This window comes from Paraburkholderia hospita (genome assembly GCF_002902965.1).
Taxonomy (GTDB): Bacteria; Pseudomonadota; Gammaproteobacteria; order Burkholderiales; family Burkholderiaceae; genus Paraburkholderia; species Paraburkholderia hospita.
This window is the reverse complement of record NZ_CP026105.1, coordinates 3,798,729-3,824,208: the sequence shown is the minus strand read 5'-3', so window position 1 is coordinate 3,824,208 and position 25,480 is coordinate 3,798,729. Positions and strand designations below refer to the sequence as shown.

Sequence of the window (25,480 nt, the reverse complement as noted above, 5' to 3'; positions counted from 1 at the left end):
GGCACAAGGCGCCGTTACTGGACGACGAATTCGGTGAACAGCACGTCGGAGACGTGCACGGGTTGACCGTTGGGCTCGGTCGGCTCTTCGATCAGCTTTTCGAGTTCCGTGGCGAGTGCTTTCTTGCCGTCGAGCGTCGCGAGTTCCTCGGGATGCTTGTTCGACAGCGCGAGCAGCACGCGGCTGCGGACTTCGGGCATGTGTTCGGTCAAATGTTCCTGCACCTTCTGGTCGGTCAGCTTCAGCGTCAGACCGATACGCAGATAGTGCTGCTGGCCGTCGTCGGACTGCAGGTTCACCGTCATCGATTCGAGCGGAAAGAAGATGGGTGCAGGCGCGGGCGCCGGCGCTGCTGCCGTCGCGGCGGCGGGCGCGCGCTTCGACATGAAGAACCAGGTGGCGCCGCCGGCTGCGCCTGCCGCGACCAGTACGATCAGCAGGATCACCAAAATGCGCTTGACGAGGCCCGGAGAGGAGGGCTTCGCGTTGGCTTGCTGGTTTGCGGTCGTGGTTGCCATGGAATTGATTGCCTCAATGCTGTAGGTTGAATTTTCAGGTGTCCGACGCTGCTGCGATGGGTCGAAAAGAAGGGATATTCAGGGTTAGCTCGTGTGTTTGCCTGCCCGGGGGTGGTTTTGTTTTTTTGCTGCGCAGGCGTCCTGCGGTTTTTTCGCTGCGCGGGCATCCGCGTGATGTTGTCGTTTTTCATGCGTTGCCCCTGTGCGGGGCGGCACCTACTTTTCTTTGCTGCTGCAAAGAAAAGTAGGCAAAAGAAAGCAGCTCACACCGAGCCGCTTGACCGTTGCTCCGGAGCTTCCAGCGCCCCATTTGCGGCAAACTGTGTGTAGGCTGTCGTGCCACACACGCGAGCACTCCGGACCTGGTCCGAAGTGCTCGCGCTCAAGGCGAGAAAACCTACACACAGTTTGCCGCAGCTTGGGCCGTTCCCGTTCCCTGGCGATGGTCAAGCGGCTCGGTGTGAGCCGCTTTCTTTGGTTACTTTCTTTGCGGCGGCAAAGAAAGTGACTGCCGCCCCGCACAGGGGCAACGCATGAACAACGACAACATCACGCGGATGCCAGCGCAACAGCAAACTGCAAACCGCATAACGTCACGCGAACGTGTCCACCAACCCAACCGTGCGTCGCACAGGCATGCTCACCGTCGTAGCGCCGCTATCCGCGACGTCGATGCCCGCATCGCCACGGCCGTTGCCGCGGCCGCCGCGAGCGCCGCCGCTCTGCTCCTGGCCCTGCTGGCTGCTCTGGCGGGCAAAGCCGTCGCTGACGCTGGCGCTGCCCAAGCCGATGCCGCCTTGCTCCATTGCTTCGCGCAGTTTCGGCAGCGCGGCTTCGACCGCCTCCCGCACCTGCTGATGCTGCGAAACAAAAAGGGCATGTGCATGGTTATCGGCAACCTGGAGGACGACCTGTAGCGGGCCGAGGTCGCGCGGATTGAGCGTGAGTTCCGCGGTCTGCTGATGCGCGTTGGTGAGGAACACGACCTTCTGGCTGAACGCGTCTTCCCAATCGTGCGCGCCGACTTGCGGCGCGATCGCGTTCGCCATCGCGGCCGTTGCCGGGTTGGAACCCTGCGTCACCGTCGTCGTTGCGCTCGCAGCCGCTGCCGCCGATGCGGCCTGGGTCGCGGCGAGCGCGGCGCTCGTGTCGGTATTCGCGGCGGGCACGGCGCTCGCCTGCGAGACGCTCGCGCTGGCAGCGGCAAGCGTCTCGGCAGGGCTCGGCTGCGCGGCGGCTGCAGCGGCCGGTGTCGTAGCGGCCGTGGCGTTCGTACCGTTCGCCATCGCGTCGCCCTTCATGTTGCGCAAGTCGCCGAGCGTCAGGCCCTTGGCGGCGCCTGCACCAGCGCCGCCGAGCGTCGCGTCGCCCGTGGCCGACGTACCCGAGCCGGCGGATGCGCTCACGCCCGTCGCAGGTGTTGCGCCCTGGCCGTTCGCCATCGCGGCGAAGGCGGCCTGCAATGCGTCTTGAGTCGCTTTCGGATCGAGCGATGCGATCTTCTTCGACGGTGTCTGGATCACGGGCGTCGTCGTGTTGCCGGCGACGGGGGGCGAAGCGGGTGCCGACGGCTGTGCGTCGGCCGTTGCCGCATTCGCTGCATCGGCCGCACCGCTCGCCTGTGCCTGAGCTTGTACAGCGGCGGCTGCGGCCGCTGCGGCTGCTGCCGTCTCTGCGGCTGCGGCGCCCTTGGTCGGCGCACCGTCGTCCGGCTTCGAGGCCGTGTCGGTCTTGTCCTTGCCGGTCGCGCCATTCGTGCCGTCTGCACCGTTCGACGCGCCGCTTTGCTGCGTGTTGTCGCTCTGGCTCGTGGACTTGGTGCTGTCGGTGTCGTTCGAGCTGTCGGCGGCGCTACTGTCCTTCGAGCTGTTATCGGCGGGCGGCACGTCGTGCACGCTGGAGCCATTCGATGCGGACGGCGCCGGCGTCGGCGTGGGTGCCGGCGCGGGAGCAGGCGACGGCGCGGCAACCTGGTTCTGCGCGGCGATGCTTTGCTGCAGCGTCGTCGAGAACGGCAGCGTGCTGGCGTGCACGCCGTTCGACGCGCTGCTGCCCGATGTGCCGCTCGTCGAGCCGAGCAGCGAGTTGATCAGTGAAAGAGGCGACATGCTGGATCTCGTGTGGTCGTGTCAGTCCCGTTGCGCGCCGCAGCGCTTCGCGGCGTGAGGCGTCTTCATGCGCCTTCTGCGCGCATCCGGAGAATTCGTGCGCCGAACTCGTCGGCGTCCCGTTGCTCGCGGCGCGCCGCGACTTTTGCTTCGGCGGCGATGCCGCGTGCTTCCAGTACTTCGTAAGAACCGAGCTTCTGCTTGCTGTGCTGCCATTCGGGCTTGGCCGCTTCGACACGCGCCGTCGCCGTCGCCAGCAAGCCACGCTGCTGTTCGATGGCGGCATCGAGCGTGTCGATGAACGCCTGAAAGTTGCGCATGTTGCCGGCGGGCATGCCCGCCTTGGCGGTTTCCGTGAAACGGCGGTGATACTCGTCGCGGTATTCGATGAGCGCGGTCAGTTGCGCTTCGACTTCGTTGCGCTCGCGCTGCACGCGGCCCAGCTTGCGCGCGGCGGCATCGACGTCATCCTGCGCGAGGCCAATCAGCGTCTTGATCGGAAAGTGCTTGCTCATTCAGTCTCTCCTGGCTTGCTAGCCGAACAGCGAATCGAGGTGCGCGATGCTGGCGTCGAAGCCGGCGCTCTCGCGAAAACCTTGCTGCAGGAACGCTTCCATCCGCGGATACAGCGCGATGGCCTTGTCGAGCACGGTGTCGCGGCCCGACGAATACGCGCCGACGTTGATCAGATCGCGGTTGCGCTGGTAGCGCGACAGCATCTGCTTGAACTGGCGCGTGCGATCGAGATGCGCGTCGCTGATGAGCGAGGTCATCGCGCGGCTGATCGACGCTTCGATGTCGATGGCAGGGTAGTGACCCGCTTCGGCGAGCGCGCGCGACAGCACGATATGGCCGTCGAGAATCGCGCGCGCCGAGTCGGCGATCGGGTCCTGCTGGTCGTCGCCTTCCGTCAGCACTGTGTAGAACGCTGTAATCGAACCGCCACCTTCCGGGCCGTTGCCCGTACGCTCGACGAGCGCGGGCAGCTTCGCAAACACGGACGGCGGATAGCCCTTGGTCGCGGGAGGCTCGCCGATCGCCAGCGCGATCTCGCGCTGCGCCATCGCGTAACGCGTGAGCGAGTCCATCAGCAACAGAACGTGCTTGCCCTGATCGCGGAAATACTCGGCGAGCGAGGTCGTGTAGGCGGCGGCCTGCATCCGCAGCAGCGGCGACACGTCGGCGGGCGCGGCCACGACGACGGAGCGCGCGAGACCTTCCTCGCCGAGAATCTGCTCGATGAATTCCTTCACTTCGCGGCCACGTTCGCCGATCAGACCGATCACGATCACTTCGGCGCTGGTGTAGCGCGCCATCGTGCCGAGCAGCACCGATTTACCGACGCCCGAACCGGCGAACAGACCCATGCGCTGGCCGCGTCCGACGGTGAGCAGCGCGTTGATTGCGCGCACGCCGACGTCGAGCACCTTGTGAATCGGCTCGCGATGCAGCGGGTTGATGGTCGGTGCCGTGAGCGGCGCGTCGTTGCGCGAGTTGAGCGGGCCGAAGCCATCGAGCGGTTTGCCCGATGCATCGACCACGCGGCCGAGCAGTTCCCAGCCGACGGGCAGACGCTTCGCGCCCGCCATCGGATCGGCGATAGGCGCCACTTCCAGCGGGTAGACACGCGCGCCGGGCAACAGACCAGCGACTTCCGTGGTCGGCATCAGAAACAGTTTGTCGCCGTGAAAGCCGACCACTTCGGCTTCCGCCATCGTGCGCGTGCTGCCGGGCGGCAGTTCGATCATCACTTCCGAACCAACGGCCAGGCGCAGGCCGACGGCTTCGAGCACCAGACCGGCGGCGCGCGTCAGACGGCCGCAGGCGCGCAGTGGGCGCGCTATCTGGTTGCGCTCGCGCAGGCCATTCAAACGATTGCGCCACGCCTGCAGATGCGGATTGGATGCGAGTGCGGGATCAGGCGCGCGCTTTTGCGCAGCCGCCGATTCGCGGCTCGCGGGCGCGGCAGCGGGATGTGCGCCGCTGGCGTTGCCGTTTGCGTCGTCGTGCGTTTCATCGCGGGATTGGCCCGCCGAATGCGCGTCAGAAATCGCGGATTCCAACGCGGCGAGCGACTCTTCCATCTGCGCGACGGTGAGCGCTTCCGCACCGAACGACGCCAGCGCCAGCTCGCGCTCGAGCGGCGTGAGGTCGCTGTGCTGAATGTCTTCGATGGTCGGCTTTACCATGTGCTTGCCTTGCCGAGCGCAGCCGTCACGCGCTCCCAGCGCGTGCCGATGCCGGCGTCCACTTCACCCGTGGTGGAGACCGCGCGGCAGCCGCCGCGTTCGATCGCGGGGTCGGTGCGCACGTTCCAGCCGCGCGTCTGCAGTTCTTCCAGCAGATACGCTTCGACGACGGGCAGATCGGCAGGACTCACGATCAGAGCCGGCGCGCCGACCAGCGCCGGTTCCGTCGCCATCACCTCACGCGCGGCGGCAAGCAGCGCCGTCGGATCGTGCTGGACATGCTGGCGAACCACTTGTTGCGCGATGTCGAGCGCGAGCGCGACGATCGTTTCGGACAATTCGTGCTGCACGTTGTCGAGCGCGGCTTTGAACGTCTCGGCGAGCGCGGCAAGCTGCGCGGCTTCCGAGTGCGCTTCCGCCTGCCCCTGCTCGAAGCCTTGCGCGCGGCCCTGTTCGTAGCCGGCCTGATAGCCGAGCGCCTGGCCGGCCACATGGCCGGACGCGACACCCTGCGCATGCGCGGTGTCGCGCAGGCGTTGCAGTTCGGCTTCGAACGCGCCGTCGTCGTCGACCTCGGGTTCCGGCTCGGGCACCGGGTCGAACGAGGCCATCTCCCAGCGCTGGTAGGCCGAGAGGCTTTCCTTGCGCACGGGATCGTGGTCAGACATATGCATCTTCCGCCTTGCCGCCGATCACGATTGCTCCCGACTCGGCGAGATTGCGCACGACCTGGAGGATCTTGCGCTGCTGCGTTTCCACTTCCGATACGCGGACCGGACCGCGTGCGTCGAGGTCTTCCGCGAGCAGCTCGGCTGCACGCTGCGACATGTTCGACAGGAACTTCTGGCGCAGCGCGGGTTGCGCGCCCTTCAGCGAGATGATCAGCGTTTCCGACTCGACTTCCTTCAGCAGCAGCTGGATCCCGCGGTCTTCCAGGTCGAGCAGGTTGTCGAACACGAACATCTGGTCGATGATCTTCTGCGCGAGTTCCGCGTCGTACTGGCGGACGTTGTCGATGACCGACTCTTCGTGATTGCCCGGCAGGAAGTTGAGAATTTCCGCCGCCGTGCGGATGCCGCCCATCGGGCTGCGCTTCAGGTTGTCGCTGCCCGAGAGCAGGCCCGTCAGCACGTCGTCGAGTTCGCGCAGCGCGGCGGGCTGAATGCCGTCGAGCGTCGCGATGCGCAGCAGCACGTCGTTGCGCAGGCGCTCCGTGAAGCACGCGACGATTTCCGACGCCTGATCGCGGTCCAGGTGCACGAGGATCGTCGCGATGATCTGCGGATGCTCGTTCTTGATGAGTTCCGCGACGGCCGCCGAATCCATCCACTTCAGGCCTTCGATGCCGCTCGTATCGCTGCCTTGCAGGATACGGTCGATGATCGCGCCGGCCTTGTCGTCGCCGAGCGCCTTGGTCAGCACCGAGCGGATGTAGTCGCTCGAATCGAGCGAGAGGGCAGTGTGCTTGTCCGCCTCGGAGACGAACTCGTGCAGTACCTCGTCGATCTGCTCGCGGGTGATGTTCTTCAGCGACGCCATCGCGACACCGATCTTCTGGACCTCACGCGGCCCCAGAAACTTGAATACCTGAGCCGCCTCTTCCTCGCCGATCGACATCAGCAGGAGCGCGCTCTTCAATACGCCTTCAGTGCTCATCGGACACCCAGCTCTTCACGACGGTTGCAACGATCTTCGGATCCTGACGCGCGATCTGACGCGCGTATTCGAGGTTCCGCTCATATTTGGCCTTGTCGCTTTCCAGCGAGACCAGCGATCCTTCGACTTCCTCTTCGGCGGCGATGGCGGCTGCGCTCGGCAGGCCGTCGAGCACCGGCTCGTCCGGCGACATCAGCGCGGCGACAGCGGGCTCCGGCGGCGGGAACGCGCGGCGCAGCGCCGGCTTGACCATCACGAAGTAGAGGAACAGGGCGACTGCGCCGATGCCCACGTACGTCGCGATCTGCTTGTACATCGCGATCATGTCCTTGGTGCGCCACCACGGCAGGTCGGCATCCGGATCGACGACCTGCGTGAACGCGCTGGTCTCCACGTTGACCGAGTCGCCGCGTGCCTTGTCGTAGCCCATCGCGTCGCTGACCAGCAGCTTGACCTGCGCGAGCTTGTCGGCGGGAACCGGCTGCATCGTCGCGTGGCCCTTCGCATCGACGACGCGCATGTAGTTCACCACCACGGCCACCGACAGACGCTTGATGCCGCCAATCCCCTGCTCCGTGTGGCTCACGGTCTTGCTCAGCTCGTAGTTGGTGGTCGAGTCCTTGTGGTCGCTGATCGGCGTCGTCGTCACGCCGCTGGCGCCATTCGCGCTGGCGACGATGGGCGCGGACGCCGGCTGCGGCGGCTGGTTCGACAGCGCGCCCGGCACGCCCGAGGCGCCGCCCTGCGACATTTCCGTCGCGGTGCTGGTCTGCTGGCTGCGGATGGCGGCCTGCTGCGGGTCGTTGTTCGGGGCGTAGCGCTCCGAGGTCGACTCGTGCCGGGAGAAATCGATGTCCGCGCTGACCGACGAATGCGCGTTGCCGGCGCCGAACATCGGTCCAAGGATCGCGTCGATGCGCTGCTGCGTGTTGCGCTCGATCTGCTGCACATATTTGAGCTGTGTCGCGTCGAGGCCGCTGCCGCTGACGCCCGCCTGCGTGAGCAGGTTGCCGTCCTGGTCGATGATCGTCACGTTGCGCACGGGCAGGTCGGGCACGGCGGAGGCGACCATATGCGTGATCGCCACGACCTGGCCTTCGTCGAGCATGCGGCCCGGATACAGGTTGACCATCACGGATGCCGACGGCGCTTCGCGGTCGCGCACGAACACGGTCGGCTTCGGAATCGCCAGATGGACGCGTGCCGACTTGACCGTCGAGATGGATTCGATCGTGCGCTGCAGCTCGCCTTCGAGCGCGCGCTGATAGTTGATCTGCTCGGCGAACTGGCTGATGCCGAACTTCTGGTTGTCCATCAGTTCGAAGCCGACCGAGCCGCTTTTCGGCAGACCCTGCGACGCGAGGCGCAGGCGCATTTCATGCACCTGGTCGGCGGGGATCAGAATCGCGCCGCCCGCATCGGAAAACTTGTACGGCACGTTCGCCTGCTGGAGCGCGGCAACGATTGCGCCGCCGTCCTGATCGGAGACATTGCTATACAGCACCCTGTAGTCGGGTGCGCGCGACCAGAGGATCAGCCCCGCGACCACGGCGACCAGCAACGCGACGGCGAAGATCAGCGGCGCGCGCGGGTTGCCGCGCATCTGCGACAGCGACGTCGGAAGGCCCGGGAAGCGCGTGGCGAAACCACCGCCCGTGCCGCCAAGGTCGAGGCCTGCAGCGCCGCCTGCTGCTCCCGCTGTGCCCGGCTGCGCGCCGGCGAGGCCCATGCGGGCGTCGGGGTTGATCAAAGAGTTGGCTGACGAATCCATGCGTCGGGTTTCTCCGGAATGCTTTTGCGTTCTGCGGCTTACGGCGCCTTACCTTGCCTGCCGACAGAGACTTTCACGCTAGGGATTATCCGCATGGGTAAGCAACCCGATGCGCCGAATAGCGGGGGGTTTCCCCCTTACTTTCACGGCTTTCGCAAAAGGCCCGCTGCTATGCTTCCTGTCCAATCGGTGTATGGCGCGAACGCTCGCCTGCATCTCACTCAGGAGAGAACATGACGGCACTCATCAATCCGATCCAGTCGGCCTTGCAGCAGATGCAGGAGATGGCGGCCCAGGCCACGGGCGGCAGCGCCCCGGTTGGGAACGGCAATGGCGCGGCCACGGCAGGCGGCTTCGCGTCGGCCCTGAAAGCCTCGATCGACAAGATCAGCGGCGACCAGAAGAGCGCGATTGGCGAAGCCCATGCGTTCGAAATCGGCGCGCCGAACGTGTCGCTGAACGACGTGATGGTCGACATGCAGAAGGCCAACGTCGGCTTCCAGTTCGGTCTGCAGGTGCGCAACAAGCTCGTGTCGGCCTACAACGACATCATGCAGATGGCCGTCTGAGACGCCTGCGACGCTTGCGACTCATGTCGCCGGCGACCGCGGCCAGCCGCCGGCCTCTGGGCGGCGGAGCGCGGTCGATGCAGGCGGCATCGCGTCTGTCGCAAGCGTGCGCAGCGTCCCGTCGCCCGCCTCGCCGAGCGGCGATGCGCGCCGGTTCCCTGCACCGTGCCGGTGCGGCGGCCCGCCGTTCGCAGCCAACCCCGCGCCCGCGCGGCGCCCGGTGCCGTGCCGCGTATCTTTCCTGACGCTTCCTTCCAGCGGGCTAAAGCTTTATTCGTATGAACCGATAACCTTGATACAAGGGCTGGCGGGAGGCGTGCGGCAGGATCGCGCAGCGCTCCGGCGGGCCGTCCGCTGTCAGTCTGATCTGATCGTCATCTGCAATACAGGAGGAGCGCCGATGTTTTCCCCGGGACACTCTGGAGCCAATGCCTACGCTCGCGTCGGCGTGGAGACAGGGGTGATGGGCGCCAGTCCACATCGCCTGATCGTGATGCTCTACCAGGGGGCACGCAAGGCCGTTGCGCAGGCGCGCATGCATCTGCAGCAGGGCGACATCGCGGCGCGCGGCGAGGCGATCGGCAAGGCTATTCAGATCATCGGCGACGGGTTGCAGCAGGCGCTCAACGTCGAAGCAGGCGGTGAAATCGCGGAGCGTCTCCATGCGCTCTATAGCTATATGACGCGGCGACTGCTCGAGGCGAACCTCAAACAAAGCGATGCGATGCTCGTCGAAGTCGACGGCTTGCTGGCTACGCTCGAGGAAGCCTGGATTGGAATCGCGCCGGAGATTGCGCGGATGGCGATGCAGTCATCCGCGGAAAGTATGAGATGAGTTCGAACGCAGAATATTTCGCCCGCTACGAGGCGATCGCAGCGATTTCGGTCCGGATGGTGATGGCAGCGCGGGACGCGCTCTGGAACGATCTCGTCCTGTTGCAGGACGAGTACCGGCATCTCGTCGACGCGCTGAAGCACGCGGAAGACGGCGTACGCCTGTCCGACGACGAACGCTCGCGCAAATTCGACCTGATCCGCCAGATCCTCGCGAACGACGCGACGGTCCGCGATCTCGCGAACCCGCGCATGGCCAAGCTGCAGGCGCTGTTTGCGCCGAGCCGCCCGGCCATCGTGCTGAAAGAACTTTACCAGGCGCGCTGAGCGCTTTCATAACGTCCAATACGAGCCGCTAGCGGCCACGCAGCGTCAATGCGCGAGAGGAAGTGGGCATGAACGGAATCGACACGGCGGTGGCCTCGCTGCTGGCTAGCCGCATCGACAGCCTGCTTCCCATCGGCGCACGATCCGGCGCGACGACGTCGGAGACGGACGCGTCCCTGAACGTCAGGCAGCCGCCCGGTGCGCCCATCGCGATGATGCCCGCGCCGTTGCCGGCGTCCGCGCAGACGGTGCTGTCGGCAGTCGCGCTGACGCTCGACGCGATCACGCGCTCCGGCGGCGAGGCGACGCCCGCGCTGGTCGGGCAGATTCCTGTCTGGCCCGCCGCGCCCGCCATCGACATCGCGCCTCTGCCGTTGTTCGACACGGGCGCGAACGCATCGCAGGCCGCGGCTTCCGGTAACGCCGCAGCGGGTGCCGCGACGGCGCAGAACGCGGGCGGCGCGAATGCCGCGCACGGCGCGGACGCGGCGGCGAACATCGTCGCCGCGCCTTTACCCGTCGCCGAGCTGGCGGCGGCGCTCAGGCGCACCGTCGACGAAAGCGGGCTCTTCTACGAATCGCATCTCGCGCAGTGGCTATCGGGGCAAAGACCCGTCGAATCGCTCGCGGGCGAGGCGCAGAACCGGCTTGCCGACGCGGCGTCGCAAATGCCGCTCGACTTGAGCCACGACGCCGACGAATCGAACTCATGGGCGCAAGGCCGCCCGTCGGGCAACACGGGCGCAGCGGCCTTCGCGGCAGCGGTGGCCGCTGCGCGTGGTACGCCGGAAGGCCCGCACACGCAGTCGGCGCGCTTCACGACGTTCGATCTGGCGACGCACGACATCATCGACACGCCCGATCAGCCTGCGCAAACTGCGCAGAACCCGGCGGCGGCCCATGCAGCAGCGGGCATGGACGACGCCAGCGCGCGCCAACAGCAATCGATGGCGGCAGCGCTTCATCCCGCGACGATTCCGCTGGTGCGCCAGCAGCTCGATCTGCTCGCGACGGGGCAATTCCGCTGGACGGGCGAAGCGTGGCCGGGCGCGCGTCTCGACTGGACGATCGAGCAGGACGGCGACGAATGGCGGCGCAGCGGCGATGGCGCTGCATCCGCCGACGACGAATACCCGTGGCACACGCGCCTCACGCTGTCGCTGCCGTCGCTCGGCACGGTCGACGCCGAGCTCACGCTGACAGGCTCGCGGCTCGTCGCGCGTGTACAAGCTAGCCCCGGCGGCGCGGCGCGGCTCGCGGCGCAGGGCGAGACATTCCGCGAGCGCCTTGCGCAAGCGGGCATCGAGCTGAGCGGCCTGTCGATCCGCGAAATCGGCGGAAGCATGCCGGCGGGCAACGCTGCGGCGGCTGCCGCTGCGGCATCGGCGTATGCGCGATCGACGACGGACAAAGCCGCGCAGCACGACGCCACCGACAACAGCGATTTCGACTGGGACATGCAATGAGCCGCACGAATCGCAGGAGCGCGGCGGCGCTGGTCTACGATTCGCACGGTCACGACGACGCGCCGCGCATCGTCGCAAAAGGCTACGGGATCGTCGCTGAGATGATCGTGCAGCGCGCGAAGGAAGCGGGCCTGTACGTGCACCAATCGCCCGAAATGGTGTCGCTGCTGATGCAGGTCGATGTTGACTCGCGCATTCCGCCGCGCCTGTATCAGGCCGTCGCGGAATTGCTCGCGTGGCTGCATCGGCTGGAGAGCGGTGCCGGCGATGATTCGCCCGTCATCGACGTGGTTGCCACCGACCTTCCACCCGACACGTCCAGCGAGTTTTGACGCCCGGCGTCAGAACCGCATCATCAGACTGAGCAGCGCCCGCACGCGTCTGCCGTACGGCGGCGCGATCAGGCCGCGCGCGTTGAAGCGCGCCTGCGTCAATACCGGCTTCATCTTCGAGAACGTGACGAAGCCTTCGTACCCGTGATACGCGCCCATCCCGCTCGCACCGACGCCGCCGAACGGCAGGCTCTCGCACGCGAGATGCATCAGCGTTTCGTTGACGGACATTCCGCCCGCGATCGTTTCATGCATGACGCGCGCGATCACCGCCTTGTCGTCGTCGTACAGATAGAGCGACAACGGACGAGGGCGCGCATTGACGTAGGCGATGGCATCGTCGAGCGAATCGTAGGGAATCACGGGCAGTAACGGCCCGAAGATCTCTTCCTGCATCAGCGTGGACGTGTCAGGCGCTTTCGTCACGGCGACGAGCGGAAAGCGGCGCGCGCTCGCATCGGGCGCGGCATCGGTGAGCGCGTGCAGTTGCGCGCCCTGTTCATGCGCTTCGTCGGCGAGACGCTGCAAGCGATCGAAATGACGCGGCGAAATGATCGACGTGTAATCGGGGTTGTGCGCGAAATCGGGATACAGGCGCGACATGCGCAAACGCGCCCGCTCGATGAACGCCTGTTCCTTGCCGCGTGGCACGAGCACGTAGTCCGGCGCGATGCAGGTTTGTCCCGCGTTGAGCGTTTTGCCCGCGACGATGCTGTCGACGGCGTAGTCGAAGCGCGCCTGCGGCCCGACGATGGCGGGCGACTTGCCGCCGAGTTCGAGCGTCACGGGCGTCAGATGCGCGGCGGCGGCGCGCATCACATCATGGCCGACCTTCGTCGAGCCGGTGAACAGCAGATGATCGAATGGCTGCGCGCTGAATGCCGCGGCGAGCGCGGCGTCGCCGTTCACGACGGCGACGTGATCGCGCGCGAAAGTCTGCGAGATTAGTTGCTCGAAGAGCAGCGACGTGCGCGGCGTGAGCTCCGACATCTTGATGATCGCGCGATTGCCGGCCGTGAGCGCGCTGATGAGCGGCCCAGCCGCCAGCAGCACCGGATAATTCCACGGCACGATGATCCCGACGACGCCGAGCGGCTGCGGTACGACCTTCGCGCGGGCAGGCAGGAGCCACTTGTTGGTCGCGCGGCGCTGCGCTTTCATCCAGCGTTTGCCGTGACGCAGCGCGCCGTCGATTTCCTCTTTCACGAGCAGAAATTCGGCCAGCAGGATTTCTTCTTTCGCGCGATTGCCGAAGTCGGCGTGCATCGCATCGGCGAGCATGTCGCGATTGTCGAGCAGCACTTCGCGCAATGCCTTCAGATGCGCGGCACGCTGGTCCCATGTCGGATACGGCGCGCGCAGATGCGCGGCGCGCTGTTCGCGCAGAAGCTCTTCCAGGGCCGCGATGTCCGGCCGATCGTTTTTCATTTCGTTGTGTCTCCCTATGTTGTTGTGTGCTGCGTGATATCAGCTGGTGAACGCGCGATCGACGATCGCCTTGTGGTCGAACGCGGCGGGCAGCGTGCCGTACACGCGGCCGCTTTCGCCGCAGCCATCGCCCAACCGCGTCGCGATGAACGCATCGGCGACGAAGGCAGGCGCATGCTGCGCGAGCAGCACCGCTTGCGCGATCAGCACGATTTGCTGCGCGATGCGGCGTGCGGAAGCCTCGCGCGTTTCGGGTGCCGACGTTAGCGCGCGCATCAGACGTTCGAGCGCCGCGTTCAGCGCGGGATGTGTTTGCGCCACGTCGCGCCACGCGGCAAGCAAAGCCTGTGCGGCATCGGGCTCGCGCTCCATCGCGCGCAATACGTCGAGACACATCACGTTGCCCGAGCCTTCCCAGATCGAGTTCACGGGCGCTTCGCGGTAGAAGCGCGCCATTGGCCCTTCTTCGACGTAGCCGTTGCCGCCCCAGACTTCCATCGCTTCGCCCGTGAATTCGAGCGTGCGCTTGCAAACCCAGTACTTCGCAGCGGGCGTGACCAGACGCCGCCACGCTCGTTCTTCAGGGGCGTTCGTGGTGTCTTCGAATGCGCGCGCGAGGCGCATGAACAATACCGTTGCCGCTTCCGTTTCGAGCGACAGATCGGCGAGTACGTTGCGCATCAACGGCTGATCGGCGAGCTGCCGCCCGAATGCACTGCGATGCCGCGCATGGTGGATCGCCTGCACGAGCGCCGCGCGCATTAGCGCCGCGCTGCCGATCACGCAGTCGAGCCGCGTGTAGTTCGCCATTTCGATGATGGTCGGCACGCCGCGCCCTTCGTCGCCGATCATCACGCCGTGGGCGTCGAAGAATTCGACTTCGCTGCTCGCGTTAGAACGGTTGCCGAGCTTGTCCTTCAGGCGCTGCACGCGCACGGAGTTCTTGCTGCCGTCGGGCGCGAAGCGCGGCACGAAGAAGCATGACAGGCCTTCGCGATCGTCGGTGCGCGCGAGCACCAGGTGCGCGTCGCACTGCGGCGCGGAAAAGAACCACTTGTGGCCGACCAGCCGATACGCCGCGCCGCGTCCGCCGCCTTCCGCCGCGAACGCCTGCGTGCGATTACTGCGCACGTCCGAGCCGCCTTGCTTCTCGGTCATGCCCATGCCGATCATCATCGAAGTCTTCTGATCGAGCGGCACGTCGCGCGGATCGTGCTCGCGTGAGTAGAGCTTGTCGCGCAGCGTGGCGAACAGAGCAGGCTCACGTTGCAGCACGGGAATGCTGGCGAAGGTCATCGTCAGCGGACATAGCGAGCCGGATTCGAGTTGCGCGTGCAGAAAGTAGCCCGCGCAGCGCGCGACCATCGCGCCGGACTGCGGATCGGAAAAGGGCAACGCGTGCAGTCCTTCGCGGCGCAGCAGGCTCAGCAACGTATGCCACGCAGGATGAAACTCGAGCGCGTCAATGCGCTCGCCGCGCGGGCTGAAGCTCGTGAGTTCGGGCGTGTGGCGGTTCGCCAGATCGGCGAGCGCGAGCACATCAGGTGTCGTCAGCGCGGCGCCATCGCGCGCGAGCGCCTCGCGATGCCACGACGCGCCTTCGCGCTCGACGGCGGCGGCCAGCGCGGCATCGCTCGCAAACAGGTTGTAGTTCGCAAGCAGCGGGACCTGATTGGTCACTTCATGCGTGTTGCCGGGGCCGAACCGTTCCATCTGATGTCTCCATTCGATACACGCGCGCCGGTCGTTGCGCAGGGCGTTGTTTTATTGGAGCGCGCGAGCCATATGCGTATAAGACGATGCGCGAAAGACCGTGTTTGAATGACGTCCGCACGCGGTGCCGGGCGCGGACAGCATCTTTCATCATAGGGGCGCGTCGCGGGTTCCGTTTAGAGTGATCGCTCTGACGCCGGCAGCGCGCGAACGGCCAGCGCTCCCTACAATGCGCAAACAATCGCACGTAGACAAGTGTGCACGAGACAGATGTCGCCAGCAATTCAGCGCGGTCGATAGGAGGAGCGGATGCAATATGACTACGTCATCGTCGGCGCAGGCTCGGGCGGCTGTTCGCTCGCCGGGCGTCTTGCGGAGCAATGTCCCGATGCGACCATCGCGCTCATCGAAGCCGGCCCGCACACCGAGCGCAATCTGTTCGTCAACATGCCGCTCGGCGTCGCGGCCGTCGTGCCGTTCCGGCGCAAGACCAACTACGGCTATCTGACGACGCCGCAACCCGGCCTCGGTGGCAGGCGCGGTTATCAGCCGCGCGGACGCGGCTTCGGCGGATCGAGCGCGATCAACGCGATGGTGTACACGCGCGGCCATCCGCTCGATTACGACGATTGGGCGCGTCTTGGCTGCGATGGCTGGGCATTCGATGACGTGCTGCCGTATTTCCGCCGCGCCGAGGGCAACGAGCGCGGCGCCGATACGCTGCATGGCGCGGACGGTCCGCTCAGCGTGGCGAACCTGCGGTTTCAGAATCTGTTCTCGCATCGCTTCGTGAAAGCCGCCGTCGAAGCGGGCTTCCCGCGCAACGACGACTTCAACGGCCCGCAGCAGGAAGGCGTCGGCTTCTATCAGGTGACGCAGCGCGACGGACAGCGCTGGAGCGTCGCGCGCGCTTATATCTACGGCCGCTCGCATCCGAACCTGCACACGATCGCCGACGCGGCGGTGCTGCGCGTGGTATTCGACGGCAAGCGCGCGAAGGGCGTCGAAGTGATGCGCGGCGGCGTCGCGGAGACGATCGAGGCGCGCGCGGAAGTCGTGCTGTCGGCGGGGACGTTCAATTCGCCGCAACTGCTGATGTGCTCGGGCATCGGTCCCGCCGATCATCTGCGCGCACTCGGCATTCCCGTGCTGCACGACGCGCCCGAGGTCGGGCGCAATCTCACGGATCACGTCGACTTCACGATCAACAAGCGCGTGTCGTCGGCACAAACGATCGGCTTCTCGCTGCGCGGCTTCGCGAAGATGGTGCCGGGCTTTGTCTCGTATCTGCGCAGCGGGCGCGGCATGCTGACGAGCAACGTTGCGGAAGCGGGCGGCTTTCTGAAAAGCCGGCCGACGCTCGACCGGCCTGATCTGCAACTGCATTTCTGCACGGCGCTCGTCGACGATCACAACCGCCACATGCATTGGGGTCACGGCTATTCGTTGCACGTGTGCGTGCTGCGTCCGCATAGCCGCGGCTCGGTCACGCTCGCAAGCAGCGATGCGCGCGAAGCACCCGTCATCGATCCGGCGTTTCTCAGCGATCCGCGCGATCTCGACCTGCTGGTCGAAGGCGTGCATCTGTCGCGACGCATTCTCGACGCGCCGTCGCTCGCGCTGTGCGGCGGCCGCGAGCTTTATACGCGGCATGGTCAGACGGACGCCGAATTGCGCGCGACGATCGCCGCGCATGCCGACACCATCTATCACCCCGTTTCGACGTGCCGCATGGGCGGCGACGAGCGGGCCGTCGTCGATACGCAATTGCGCGTGCGCGGCGTGACGGGTCTGCGCGTGGTCGATGCGTCCGTGATGCCGACGCTGATCGGCGGCAACACGAATGCGCCGACGGTGATGATCGGCGAGCGTGCCGCCGATTTCATCGCCGCCACGCGCCGTGCTGCGCCGAGTCCAGCGACCGCCGCCGAGCCGGCGCGCGCCACGTGAAACGACGTGATTCCGGCGATGCACGCTGTCGATTGTGATAAAGCGCAAAAAGCGCCGTAAGAGAATTCCGATAAAGTTTGAAAATCATTGATCGCTTCAATTCTGAGATTTTCCCGCTCCTATAATCGCGGCCCAACGAAGGGCGCATGGGCGCGCGTTCGAAATTCAGGGAAACGAATCGATGAGTGTCAATGTGATTCAACTGGTCCGGTCTGCGTTGCCGGACACCGTGGTTCAACAACTGTCGAACTGTCTCGGATTGCCGCCGGAAGCGACGGCGAAAGTCATGGACGTCACCACGCCCGCGCTCGTCGCCGGCCTGCTGAACAAGTGTGCAACGCTCGATGGCGCGCGTGCGCTGTTCGCGACGATCCTCGGTCAGGAAGTCAACGCAGATGTCGCCGAACAGCTGCCTCGCCTCTTCTCTAGCACGACGGGTGTTACGCAGCTGTCGTCGACGGGACGTCAGTTGCTCGAGCATTCGTTCGAGCGCCGTATCGACGGACTGAGCGACACCGTGTCGATGCAAACAGGCGTGCCCGCGCACGCGACGCATGCCGTGTCGGGCATTGCGGGCAGCATTCTGTTGGGCGTGCTCAAGCGACACATTCTCGAGCATCGGGGCAACATCGGTCAGTTGCCGACCTTGCTCGGCCAGCAGTTGCCGACCATCGCGCCGTTTCTGAACGACGGCCTCACGACCGTACTCGGCCTGGGCGGCGCGGCTGCCTTCGCGCAGACGATCGGCTCGCAGGTGCGCGTCGTGTCGTCGCATTTCGAGCATCCCGCCGCAGCGCCAGTGCCGACGACCGCGCGCGCTCCCGTCGAACCCGCGTTGTCCGCCACGGCGATCTCCGTTGCGCCGCCCGCGCGCGAAGTGCGCCATGTCGGCCCGAAGGCGAAGCACTGGTTCGGCATAGCCGCCTTGTCCGCGTTGATCGGCGCGATCGCTGCGATGGTGACGTGGGTGGCGTTGGCCTTGTGTCCGGCGGCGACAAGCTTCCTTGGTCAGCATGCCGCCGCGGCGACGGTTGAAGCGTCGGCTGCTGCGACGCAAGCGGATGTGCAGCCCGCGTCGCAAGCGCCGCAGGACGACGCGGCCAGCGCCGCCGGCAAGGTCGAAGCTGAAGCGGCGCCTGCCGTCGCGAAGGACTCGCAACTGATCGTCGCTGTAGACGGGAAGGGCAAGCCGACGCTTACCGCGACCGTCCAGAATATCGCTGAGAAGTCGGCGCTGCTGAACGCGCTGACGAAGAAATTCGGCGCCGGCAACTTCAACGCCGACATCACCGTCGACGAAAACCGTAAGGCTGCCGACTGGCTCGCGCAGATCGACGCACTGATGCCGCTGCTGTCTACGCCAGGTGCGGAGATGAAGATCGACGGCACGCGTGTCGAACTGAGCGGCACGGCTGCCGATGCGAAATCGGGTTGGCTCGATCGTCTGAAATCGCTGTTCGGCGCGCCGTATCAAGTGAGCGCATTCGATGCGGCGCAAGCCGTTGCGAACGCCGCGCAGTCGTTCAAGAACGCGGCGAAGTCGCTGGGCGCGTCGTGCGCGAGTGCGGATGTCGTCAAGACGCTGAATCTGCAGGTCGTCAATTTCGCATCGCGCGACGCGCACGTGCCGCAGTCCGCACTCGACGATCTGAACCAGTCCGCGCAACTGCTCAAGTCGTGTACGACAAGCGGCCACACGCTGAAGCTCGAAGTGGCGGGCTTCTCGGATAACCTCGGCAGCGAATCGGCGAATCTGGAACTGTCGAAGGAACGCGCCGACGCCGTGCGCGCCTTCCTCGTGAAGGCCGGTGTGCCCGCCGATGCGCTCGTCGCGCATGGCTACGGCAACGTTCGTCCTGTGGCGAGCAACGCGACGGAAAGCGGACGTTTCGCGAATCGCCGGATCGAATTCAGCGAGGTGCAAGCTCAGACTCAGGCCCAAACGCAGCTTCAGGCCAAGTAAAGCGTCTCCGCTCAGCGTAAAGACGTGAGACACGATGCCGCCCGGTGCAGACCGGGCGGCTTTTTTTATTTCAGCGGCGGTTTCGCGCGGTCCGGCGTAGTCGTGGGCGAGTCGAAGGTCAGCGGGTGCGTGAAGTTGTCGGTGGTCAGTCCCGGCAGTGTTTCGCGCGCGACCTCGAGCCATGCGCGCGCCGCATGCGACAGATAACCCTTGCGCCGCCAGCCGATCGCCATTTCCCACGGAATCTCCGGTGCGACGACCGGCCGGCAGGTGAATTGCGCCACGTCGAGCCGCCGGCAATACGGCGCGGGCAGAAGCGCAATGCCGACGCCCGCCAGCACCAGCGCCGCCATGAAATCCCAATGCCCGCTGCGTCCGACGATGGTCGGCGCGAAACCGGCCGTGCGGCACGCCGTCAGCACGACGTCGTTGAGCGCGAGGCTTTCGCCATAGAAGACGAACGGCTCACTGGCGAGATCGGCGAGCGGCACTTCCTGCAACTCGTCCCAGCGCGAGCCCTGACGCGCGACTAGCCACAGCACCTGGCGGCTCATCGGCAGCACGTCGATCATGTCGTCGACGGGTTGCAGCACGCCGCCCAGTTCCAGTTCGCCGGAAATCAGCGCGGCCTCGATGGCCTTCGAGCCCTGTTCGAAGAGTTTCAGCTCGATCTTCGGATGGCGCTGACGGAACGCGGCGATGGCGGGCGTGAACAGCGACCCGCCCATCGGCGGAATGCCGATCGTCAGCTCGCCGCGCCCGAGTTTGTCGAGGTCGTGCAGTTCGGCCTGCAACTGCGCGTAGGCGGCGAGCACGTCCTGGCCGCGCTGATAGACGATGCGCCCGGCATCCGTCAGCACCATTTGCCGGCCGTCGCGCAGCAGCAGCGGCGAGCCGGTTTCGTCCTCCAGCGCCTTCACCATCTTGCTGATAGTCGGCTGCGTGACGAACATCTGCTCGGCGGCGACGGTGAAGCTCTGTTGCCGCACGACTTCAACGAAATAGCGGAGCGCGCGCAGTTCCATGTTCGTGGCCCTCAGAATTCCAATTTGGAATGAAGCTGATAATTCTAAGTCATTATATTTATGTTGCACTGCACCCTATACTGAATCTCATCGAAAAGTCACCTAGGGTTTGCCATGATCTCGCCGCTGATCGCCCGTCTTGCCGCTTCTGTCCGCCTCGATGCGACGTCGCCCGTCGCGAAGATCGGCCGGATCGCCGTGCAGAGCGCCGGGATCGCCGCAGTCTGGTTCGCCGCCGACTGCGTCGTGCGCCGTTTTGGCTTGCCGGTGCCGGGCGGCGTCGTGGGCCTCGTCGCGCTGCTCGCGCTGTTGTTCTGCGGCGGCGTCGCGCCGCGCTGGGTGAAGGCGGGCGCCGACTGGCTGCTGTCGGACATGCTGCTGTTCTTCATTCCCGCCGCCGTCGCGGCCGTCCAGTACGGCGGCCTGTTCCGCCAAGACGGCTGGCGTCTTGCACTCGTCGTGGTCGCGGGCACGCTGATGGTGATGGTGGCTGTCGCATTCGCCGTCGAACAGGCCGCGCGGCTCGAACGCCGTCTCGCGCTGCGCCGCGTGATGGTTCAGCGCTCGCACATCGAGCGTCGTCCTGTTAGCCGCAACTTCCTCTAATCCACGTCCCGGACCGTTCCGCCGATGAGCGCCTTCTACACGTCCCTTTTCGCCGACGACGCTTCCCGGCTGATCGCGGCAGGCTGTTTCGTGCTGACGGTGGTGCTCTATTTCGCGTCGAAGGCGCTGTATGCGCGCTTCAGATCGCCGTGGCTGACGCCGCTTCTCGCCGTGCCTGCGGTGCTGGCTGCGATTGTCGTTATCGCGCGGATTCCGTACGCCGTCTACTTTCAGGACACGCGCTGGCTGATGTGGCTGCTCGGCCCGGCCACGGTTGCATTCGCGGTGCCCATCTACGAATACCGCGATCTGCTGCGGCGGCACTGGATTTCGCTCACCGTCGGCGTGACGGTCGGCATCATCGTTGCGGTGGGCGGCTCGCTCGCGCTGTCGAAGCTGCTGCATCTGTCGCCGGAACTGCAGCGTAGCCTGATGACGCGCTCGGTATCGACGCCTTTTGCGCTCGCCGTCTCCGACAAGATTCACGCGCCGAAGGACCTGACTGCGCTGTTCGTGATCGCGACGGGCGTCTGCGGGATGCTGTTCGGTGAACTCGTGCTCGCGCTCGTGCCGCTTCGCACGCGGCTCGCGCGCGGCGCGCTGTTCGGCGCGGCGGCGCATGGTGTCGGCACCGCGAAGGCGCGCGAGCTGGGCAGCGAAGAGGGCGTCGTCGCGAGCCTGACGATGATGATCGCCGGCGTTGTGATGGTGCTGCTCGCGCCGCTGTTCGGGATGCTTCCGCTTTGACGTAGCCGGGATCGGTGGCCAATTTGGGATGAACGGCGGCGCGCTCGCTCTATGATTGCCGCCGTCGTTCACTCCTGAGACCGGTCCAGGCGATGCCTCCCATTTCCGTCATCATTCCCTGCTACAACGCTGAACAGACGCTCGCGCGCACGCTCGACAGTTGCATCGCACAGCCCGAAGCCGCGCAGATTCTCGTGATCGACGACGGCTCACGTGACGCTTCGCCCGACATCGCTGCCCAATACGCGCAGCAGTATCCGCAGATCGAACTGCTGCGCATGCCGCAAAACGGCGGCGCAGCACGCGCGCGGAACTGGGGCGCGATGCATGCGTTGCACCCGCTGCTGGCTTTCATCGACGCCGACGACGAATACATGCCGCACGCGCTCGCCGCTGCCGCCGCGTTCCTGCACGATCATCCAGGTCAGCCTTCGATCCGCCTCGACGTCGAGTATTGCGGCTTTCCCGCCGACATCACGGGTCACCCGCAGTTCGACATTCACGCGGCGACGCTGAGCAACACGGTGCCGAGCAGCCTCGTGATCCGCCGCTCCGTCTATGCCGCGTTCGGCGGCTTTCCGCTCGACGACGTGTTCCGGCGTCATGGCGGCGAGGACGGCGCGTTTTCGCTGGCGCTGCTGAATATCTTCGGCAATCCGCGTCTCAATGACCGCAGGCGCGTGCGCATGCACTATCACCCGAACATCCATGCAGAACGGTATTTCCGCATTTCGATGGGCATGCTCCAGGCGTCGGACGAACTCGTCAACTCGACCCGCGAGGCATCCTGGCACTTCGTGCGCCGCGCGTATGAAGCGACCAAGGAATTACGCGGCGTCGAACTCGCACCACATCTGAGTGCGCAACCGGGCGCAAATTCACCGCCAGATCAATCGGCATAAGCTGAATCGTCATTCCGCAAGCCATCTCGTTTTGCTACAATCGCCGTTCGTCTTCGAGGAGCGTTGCGACGGGTTTCACCCGCCAGGCTCGAAGGCTTTCAATCGGAAGGATTGGACGCGCGCAGCGCCAACAAACCAACCGCATCGAACGGCGCTCACGTCAAATTTCTAGTCATTTTTAGAAAGGAGGGCGTGATGAACGCCGCAGTTATGGATTCCAAAAATTCGCAGGATTTCGTTGTTGCCGACCTGTCGCTGGCCGACTGGGGCCGCAAGGAACTCACCATCGCCGAGACCGAAATGCCCGGTCTCATGCAAACCCGCGAAGAGTACAAGACGCAGCAGCCGCTGAAGGGCGCGCGCGTCGCGGGCTCGCTGCACATGACCATTCAAACGGGCGTGCTGATCGAGACGCTGACCGCGCTGGGCGCGGACGTTCGCTGGGCATCGTGCAACATCTTCTCGACGCAGGATCACGCCGCCGCCGCCATCGCGAAGGCCGGCACGCCCGTGTTCGCGTTCAAGGGCGAATCGCTCGACGAATACTGGGAGTTCTCGCACCGCATTTTCGAATGGCCGAACGGTGAGTTCGCCAACATGATCCTCGACGACGGCGGCGACGCAACGCTGCTGCTGATTCTCGGTTCGAAGGCCGAGAAGGATCGCTCGGTGATCTCGAAGCCGACCAACGAAGAAGAAGTCGCGCTGTACAAGTCGATTGCTGCGCATCTCGACACTGACCCGACGTGGTACTCGAAGCGCCTCGCGCACATCAAGGGCGTCACGGAAGAAACGACGACGGGCGTGCACCGCCTGTATCAGATGGAGAAGGAAGGCCGTCTGCCGTTCCCCGCGATCAACGTGAACGACTCGGTCACGAAGTCGAAGTTCGACAACCTGTATGGCTGCCGTGAGTCGCTCGTCGACGGTATCAAGCGCGCGACCGACGTGATGATCGCCGGCAAGATCGCGGTTGTGGCGGGCTACGGCGACGTGGGCAAGGGCTGCGCGCAATCGCTGCGCGGTCTGGGCGCGACGGTGTGGGTCACGGAAATCGATCCGATCTGCGCGCTGCAAGCCGCGATGGAAGGCTACCGCGTTGTGACGATGGAAGCCGCCGCGCCGCACGCCGACATCTTCGTGACGGCAACGGGCAACTACCACGTGATCAACCACGATCACATGAAGGCGATGCGCAACAACGCGATCGTCTGCAACATCGGTCACTTCGACTCGGAAATCGACGTTGCGTCGACGCGCCAGTACCAGTGGGAAAACATCAAGCCGCAAGTCGACCACATCATTTTCCCGGACGGCAAGCGCGTGATCCTGCTGGCTGAAGGCCGCCTCGTGAACCTGGGCTGCGCGACGGGCCACCCGTCGTTCGTGATGTCGAACTCGTTCACGAACCAGACGCTCGCGCAGATCGAACTGTTCGTCGACGGCGCGAAGTACGAGAACAAGGTTTATGTTCTGCCGAAGCAGCTCGACGAGAAGGTCGCGCGCCTGCACCTCGCGCGCATCGGCGCGAACCTGACGGAGCTGTCGACGGAACAGGCTGGCTACATCGGCGTCGACAAGAACGGTCCGTTCAAGCCGAACCACTACCGTTATTAAGCCGCAAACCAAGCCGCAAAAGGCGGCATGACAGGTGCAGCCGCTTGCTTCGGCACGCGGCTGCATCGGACGAAGCACACGCCCATGCGATGCATTGCATCGGCTGATGCTTCTCGCGTGCCTTCGAGTTCAATCCGGACTTCACGTCCACAGGCGACCAGGAGCTGTCCATGACCGTATTGCTGACCTGGGTGATCAACGCGCTCGCGCTGCTGATCATCACCTACCTCGTGCCGTCGATCCATATCCGCAGTTTCGGTACTGCGTTGATCGTCGCTGTCGTGCTCGGGCTCATCAATGCCGTCTTGCGGCCGGTGCTGATCCTGCTGACGCTGCCCGTCACGATCCTCACGCTCGGTCTCTTCATACTCGTAGTGAATGCGCTGTGCTTCTGGCTGTGCGCGTCGCTGCTGAAGGGCTTCGAAGTGTCGGGTTTCTGGTCGGCGTTTTTCGGCTCGATCCTGTACAGCATCGTTTCGTGGCTGCTGTCCGCGCTCATCTTCGGCAACCGCAGCATCGGCTGACGGGTGCCAACAGAACCATGAACCCCATCGAACTTTCATTCGAATTCTTCCCGCCGAAGACACAGGAAGGGCTCGACAAGCTGCGTGCGACGCGCGCGGAACTGTTGCCGCTCAAGCCCAAGTTCGTGTCCGTCACGTTCGGCGCCGGCGGTTCGACCCAGCAAGGCACGCTCGACACGGTGCTCGACATGGCGAAGGACGGCCTCGAAGCCGCGCCGCACCTGTCGTGCATCGGCTCGTCGAGGGAAAGCTTGCGAGCGATTCTCAATGAGTATCGCTCGCATGGCATCCGCCATATCGTCGCGTTGCGTGGCGATTTGCCGTCGGGCATGGGTGCAGTCGGCGAGTTGCGCTACGCGTCGGAACTGGTGAGCTTCATTCGCTCCGAGTTCGGCGACTGGTTTCGCATCGAAGTCGCGGGATATCCCGAGTATCACCCGCAGTCGCGTTCGCCGAAGCACGATCTCGAGAACTTCGCGCGCAAGGTGAAGGCGGGCGCCAATTCGGCGATCACGCAATACTTCTTCAACGCTGACGCGTATTTCCGCTTCGTCGACGATGCGCACAAGCTCGGTGTTGATGTGCCTATCGTGCCGGGCATCATGCCTATCACGAACTTCTCGCAGTTGATGCGGTTCTCCGAGATGTGCGGCGCTGAAGTGCCGCGCTGGGTCGCGCGACGGCTCGAAAGCTTCGGTGATGACCGCGAGTCGATTCGCGCATTCGGCCTTGATGTGGTGGCGGACCTGTGCCGCCGTCTTGTTGAGGCGAAGGTGCCGGGGCTGCATTTTTATACCCTCAACGGTTCGGCTGCGACGAAGGCTATTTGCGAGCGGCTCGTTGGCTGACAGGTTTTCTGTTTTTCTGGTTTTTGCAAAGTCGGTGTGCGTGTGAGCGTGCACCGATTTTTTTTGTTCGTCTGCGACGCTGGGTGGTCGGCGTGTGTTTTTGCTGGCATCGGCGTTTTGCCTTCGCGGCGCGGTCGATTTGGTTGTTCTGGCCGTTGCGCTGGCATCCGCGTGAACCTAGATAACAACTGGCGGATGCCAGCGCAAAACACATGCAAGCCAGACAGCTTGCGCAGCAAACACCGTCCTCCGGATGCCAGCGCAAACACAAGCAAACCAAACCTGCCGCTCCACGAAGCGAAGCGGAGTGAAAACCCATATTGAATCTGATTATTGGCTGACTATGATCCAAAGGCACTCGACCCCAGCTGCCTCGCGGAGAACGCC

The 25,480-nt window shown here is 65.0% G+C and carries 23 protein-coding genes and 1 riboswitch; of the genes, 13 read left to right on the top strand and 10 right to left on the bottom strand.

Going from position 1 to position 25,480, the window contains the following annotated elements; all coding sequences use genetic code 11:
* Positions 1-14: 14 nt before the first annotated feature.
* From fliL to fliF, 7 genes are all read right to left on the bottom strand, one after another.
* Complete coding sequence (gene fliL, locus C2L64_RS17435; protein ID WP_090838442.1) at positions 15-518, bottom strand: flagellar basal body-associated protein FliL; 504 nt, start codon at positions 516-518, stop codon at positions 15-17.
* A 593-nt stretch (positions 519-1,111) separates the two neighbouring features.
* Positions 1,112-2,626, bottom strand: a complete 1,515-nt coding sequence (locus tag C2L64_RS17425; protein WP_090838443.1) for a flagellar hook-length control protein FliK — start codon at positions 2,624-2,626, stop codon at positions 1,112-1,114.
* 65 nt (positions 2,627-2,691) lie between these two features.
* On the bottom strand, positions 2,692-3,141 hold the full coding sequence (gene fliJ, locus C2L64_RS17420) for a flagellar export protein FliJ (RefSeq protein WP_035991516.1): 450 nt from the start codon (positions 3,139-3,141) through the stop codon (positions 2,692-2,694).
* Positions 3,142-3,159: 18 nt separating this feature from the next.
* Positions 3,160-4,815, bottom strand: a complete 1,656-nt coding sequence (gene fliI, locus C2L64_RS17415) for a flagellar protein export ATPase FliI (RefSeq protein WP_090838445.1) — start codon at positions 4,813-4,815, stop codon at positions 3,160-3,162.
* Positions 4,809-5,489, bottom strand: a complete 681-nt coding sequence (fliH, locus tag C2L64_RS17410) for a flagellar assembly protein FliH (protein WP_090838447.1) — start codon at positions 5,487-5,489, stop codon at positions 4,809-4,811. Before fliH ends, fliI begins: the two co-directional genes overlap by 7 nt.
* Entirely contained in the window at positions 5,476-6,471 is a 996-nt protein-coding gene (gene fliG / locus C2L64_RS17405) for a flagellar motor switch protein FliG (protein ID WP_007577105.1), read from the bottom strand. Before fliG ends, fliH begins: the two co-directional genes overlap by 14 nt.
* Positions 6,461-8,242, bottom strand: a complete 1,782-nt coding sequence (gene fliF / locus C2L64_RS17400; protein ID WP_007577107.1) for a flagellar basal-body MS-ring/collar protein FliF — start codon at positions 8,240-8,242, stop codon at positions 6,461-6,463. The genes fliG and fliF overlap by 11 nt, the downstream gene beginning before the upstream one ends.
* 233 nt (positions 8,243-8,475) lie before the next feature.
* On the opposite strand from fliF, the gene fliE reads away from it, so the two are divergent.
* The 5 genes from fliE to C2L64_RS17375 all read left to right on the top strand — a co-directional run bounded on the left by fliE (position 8,476) and on the right by C2L64_RS17375 (position 11,770).
* The gene (gene fliE, locus C2L64_RS17395) at positions 8,476-8,811 is read left to right on the top strand and encodes a flagellar hook-basal body complex protein FliE (RefSeq protein ID WP_007577109.1); all 336 of its coding nucleotides are present in this window, start codon (positions 8,476-8,478) and stop codon (positions 8,809-8,811) included.
* A gap of 400 nt (positions 8,812-9,211) precedes the next feature.
* Entirely contained in the window at positions 9,212-9,646 is a 435-nt protein-coding gene (gene fliS / locus C2L64_RS17390; RefSeq protein ID WP_007577111.1) for a flagellar export chaperone FliS, read from the top strand.
* Positions 9,643-9,972: a flagellar protein FliT gene (locus C2L64_RS17385; protein WP_035991528.1), complete on the top strand. Its 330-nt coding sequence runs from the start codon at positions 9,643-9,645 to the stop codon at positions 9,970-9,972. The genes fliS and C2L64_RS17385 overlap by 4 nt, the downstream gene beginning before the upstream one ends.
* 68 nt (positions 9,973-10,040) lie before the next feature.
* Positions 10,041-11,438, top strand: coding sequence for a flagellar hook-length control protein FliK (gene fliK / locus C2L64_RS17380; RefSeq protein ID WP_090838449.1), 1,398 nt, complete (start codon positions 10,041-10,043; stop codon positions 11,436-11,438).
* Positions 11,435-11,770, top strand: coding sequence for an EscU/YscU/HrcU family type III secretion system export apparatus switch protein (locus C2L64_RS17375; protein ID WP_090838451.1), 336 nt, complete (start codon positions 11,435-11,437; stop codon positions 11,768-11,770). Before fliK ends, C2L64_RS17375 begins: the two co-directional genes overlap by 4 nt.
* Positions 11,771-11,779: 9 nt before the next feature.
* On the opposite strand, the gene C2L64_RS17370 is transcribed toward C2L64_RS17375, so the two are convergent.
* Both C2L64_RS17370 and C2L64_RS17365 read right to left on the bottom strand, forming a co-directional pair.
* Positions 11,780-13,198 (bottom strand): coniferyl aldehyde dehydrogenase, encoded by a 1,419-nt coding sequence (locus tag C2L64_RS17370; protein WP_090838453.1) that lies wholly within the window; start codon positions 13,196-13,198, stop codon positions 11,780-11,782.
* Positions 13,199-13,237: 39 nt separating this feature from the next.
* A complete protein-coding gene (locus C2L64_RS17365) occupies positions 13,238-14,911 on the bottom strand; it encodes an isovaleryl-CoA dehydrogenase (protein WP_090838455.1) in 1,674 nt (557 codons plus the stop codon).
* A 309-nt stretch (positions 14,912-15,220) separates the two neighbouring features.
* On the opposite strand from C2L64_RS17365, the gene C2L64_RS17360 reads away from it, so the two are divergent.
* Both C2L64_RS17360 and C2L64_RS17355 read left to right on the top strand, forming a co-directional pair.
* Entirely contained in the window at positions 15,221-16,861 is a 1,641-nt protein-coding gene (locus C2L64_RS17360) for a GMC family oxidoreductase (RefSeq protein WP_090838457.1), read from the top strand.
* 181 nt (positions 16,862-17,042) lie between these two features.
* Entirely contained in the window at positions 17,043-18,824 is a 1,782-nt protein-coding gene (locus tag C2L64_RS17355) for an OmpA family protein (protein ID WP_090838458.1), read from the top strand.
* Between the two features lie 65 nt (positions 18,825-18,889).
* Here the strand turns inward: C2L64_RS17355 and C2L64_RS17350 are convergent, their stop codons facing one another.
* A complete protein-coding gene (locus C2L64_RS17350; RefSeq protein ID WP_007577125.1) occupies positions 18,890-19,849 on the bottom strand; it encodes a LysR family transcriptional regulator in 960 nt (319 codons plus the stop codon).
* Between the two features lie 117 nt (positions 19,850-19,966).
* Between C2L64_RS17350 and C2L64_RS17345 the strand changes: the two genes are divergently transcribed.
* The 6 genes from C2L64_RS17345 (at position 19,967) to metF (ending at position 25,093) form a co-directional block, all read left to right on the top strand.
* On the top strand, positions 19,967-20,455 hold the full coding sequence (locus C2L64_RS17345) for a CidA/LrgA family protein (RefSeq protein ID WP_407671773.1): 489 nt from the start codon (positions 19,967-19,969) through the stop codon (positions 20,453-20,455).
* Between the two features lie 24 nt (positions 20,456-20,479).
* Positions 20,480-21,202, top strand: a complete 723-nt coding sequence (locus tag C2L64_RS17340) for an LrgB family protein (protein WP_079498744.1) — start codon at positions 20,480-20,482, stop codon at positions 21,200-21,202.
* A gap of 92 nt (positions 21,203-21,294) precedes the next feature.
* Complete coding sequence (locus C2L64_RS17335) at positions 21,295-22,104, top strand: glycosyltransferase (protein WP_090838462.1); 810 nt, start codon at positions 21,295-21,297, stop codon at positions 22,102-22,104.
* A gap of 49 nt (positions 22,105-22,153) precedes the next feature.
* Positions 22,154-22,268, top strand: a riboswitch (S-adenosyl-L-homocysteine riboswitch).
* Positions 22,269-22,299: 31 nt separating this feature from the next.
* Positions 22,300-23,721 (top strand): adenosylhomocysteinase, encoded by a 1,422-nt coding sequence (gene ahcY, locus C2L64_RS17330; protein ID WP_007577129.1) that lies wholly within the window; start codon positions 22,300-22,302, stop codon positions 23,719-23,721.
* Between the two features lie 170 nt (positions 23,722-23,891).
* A complete protein-coding gene (locus tag C2L64_RS17325) occupies positions 23,892-24,245 on the top strand; it encodes a phage holin family protein (protein ID WP_079498750.1) in 354 nt (117 codons plus the stop codon).
* A 17-nt stretch (positions 24,246-24,262) separates the two neighbouring features.
* Positions 24,263-25,093 (top strand): methylenetetrahydrofolate reductase [NAD(P)H], encoded by an 831-nt coding sequence (gene metF, locus C2L64_RS17320; RefSeq protein ID WP_079498752.1) that lies wholly within the window; start codon positions 24,263-24,265, stop codon positions 25,091-25,093.
* Positions 25,094-25,480 lie beyond the last annotated feature (387 nt).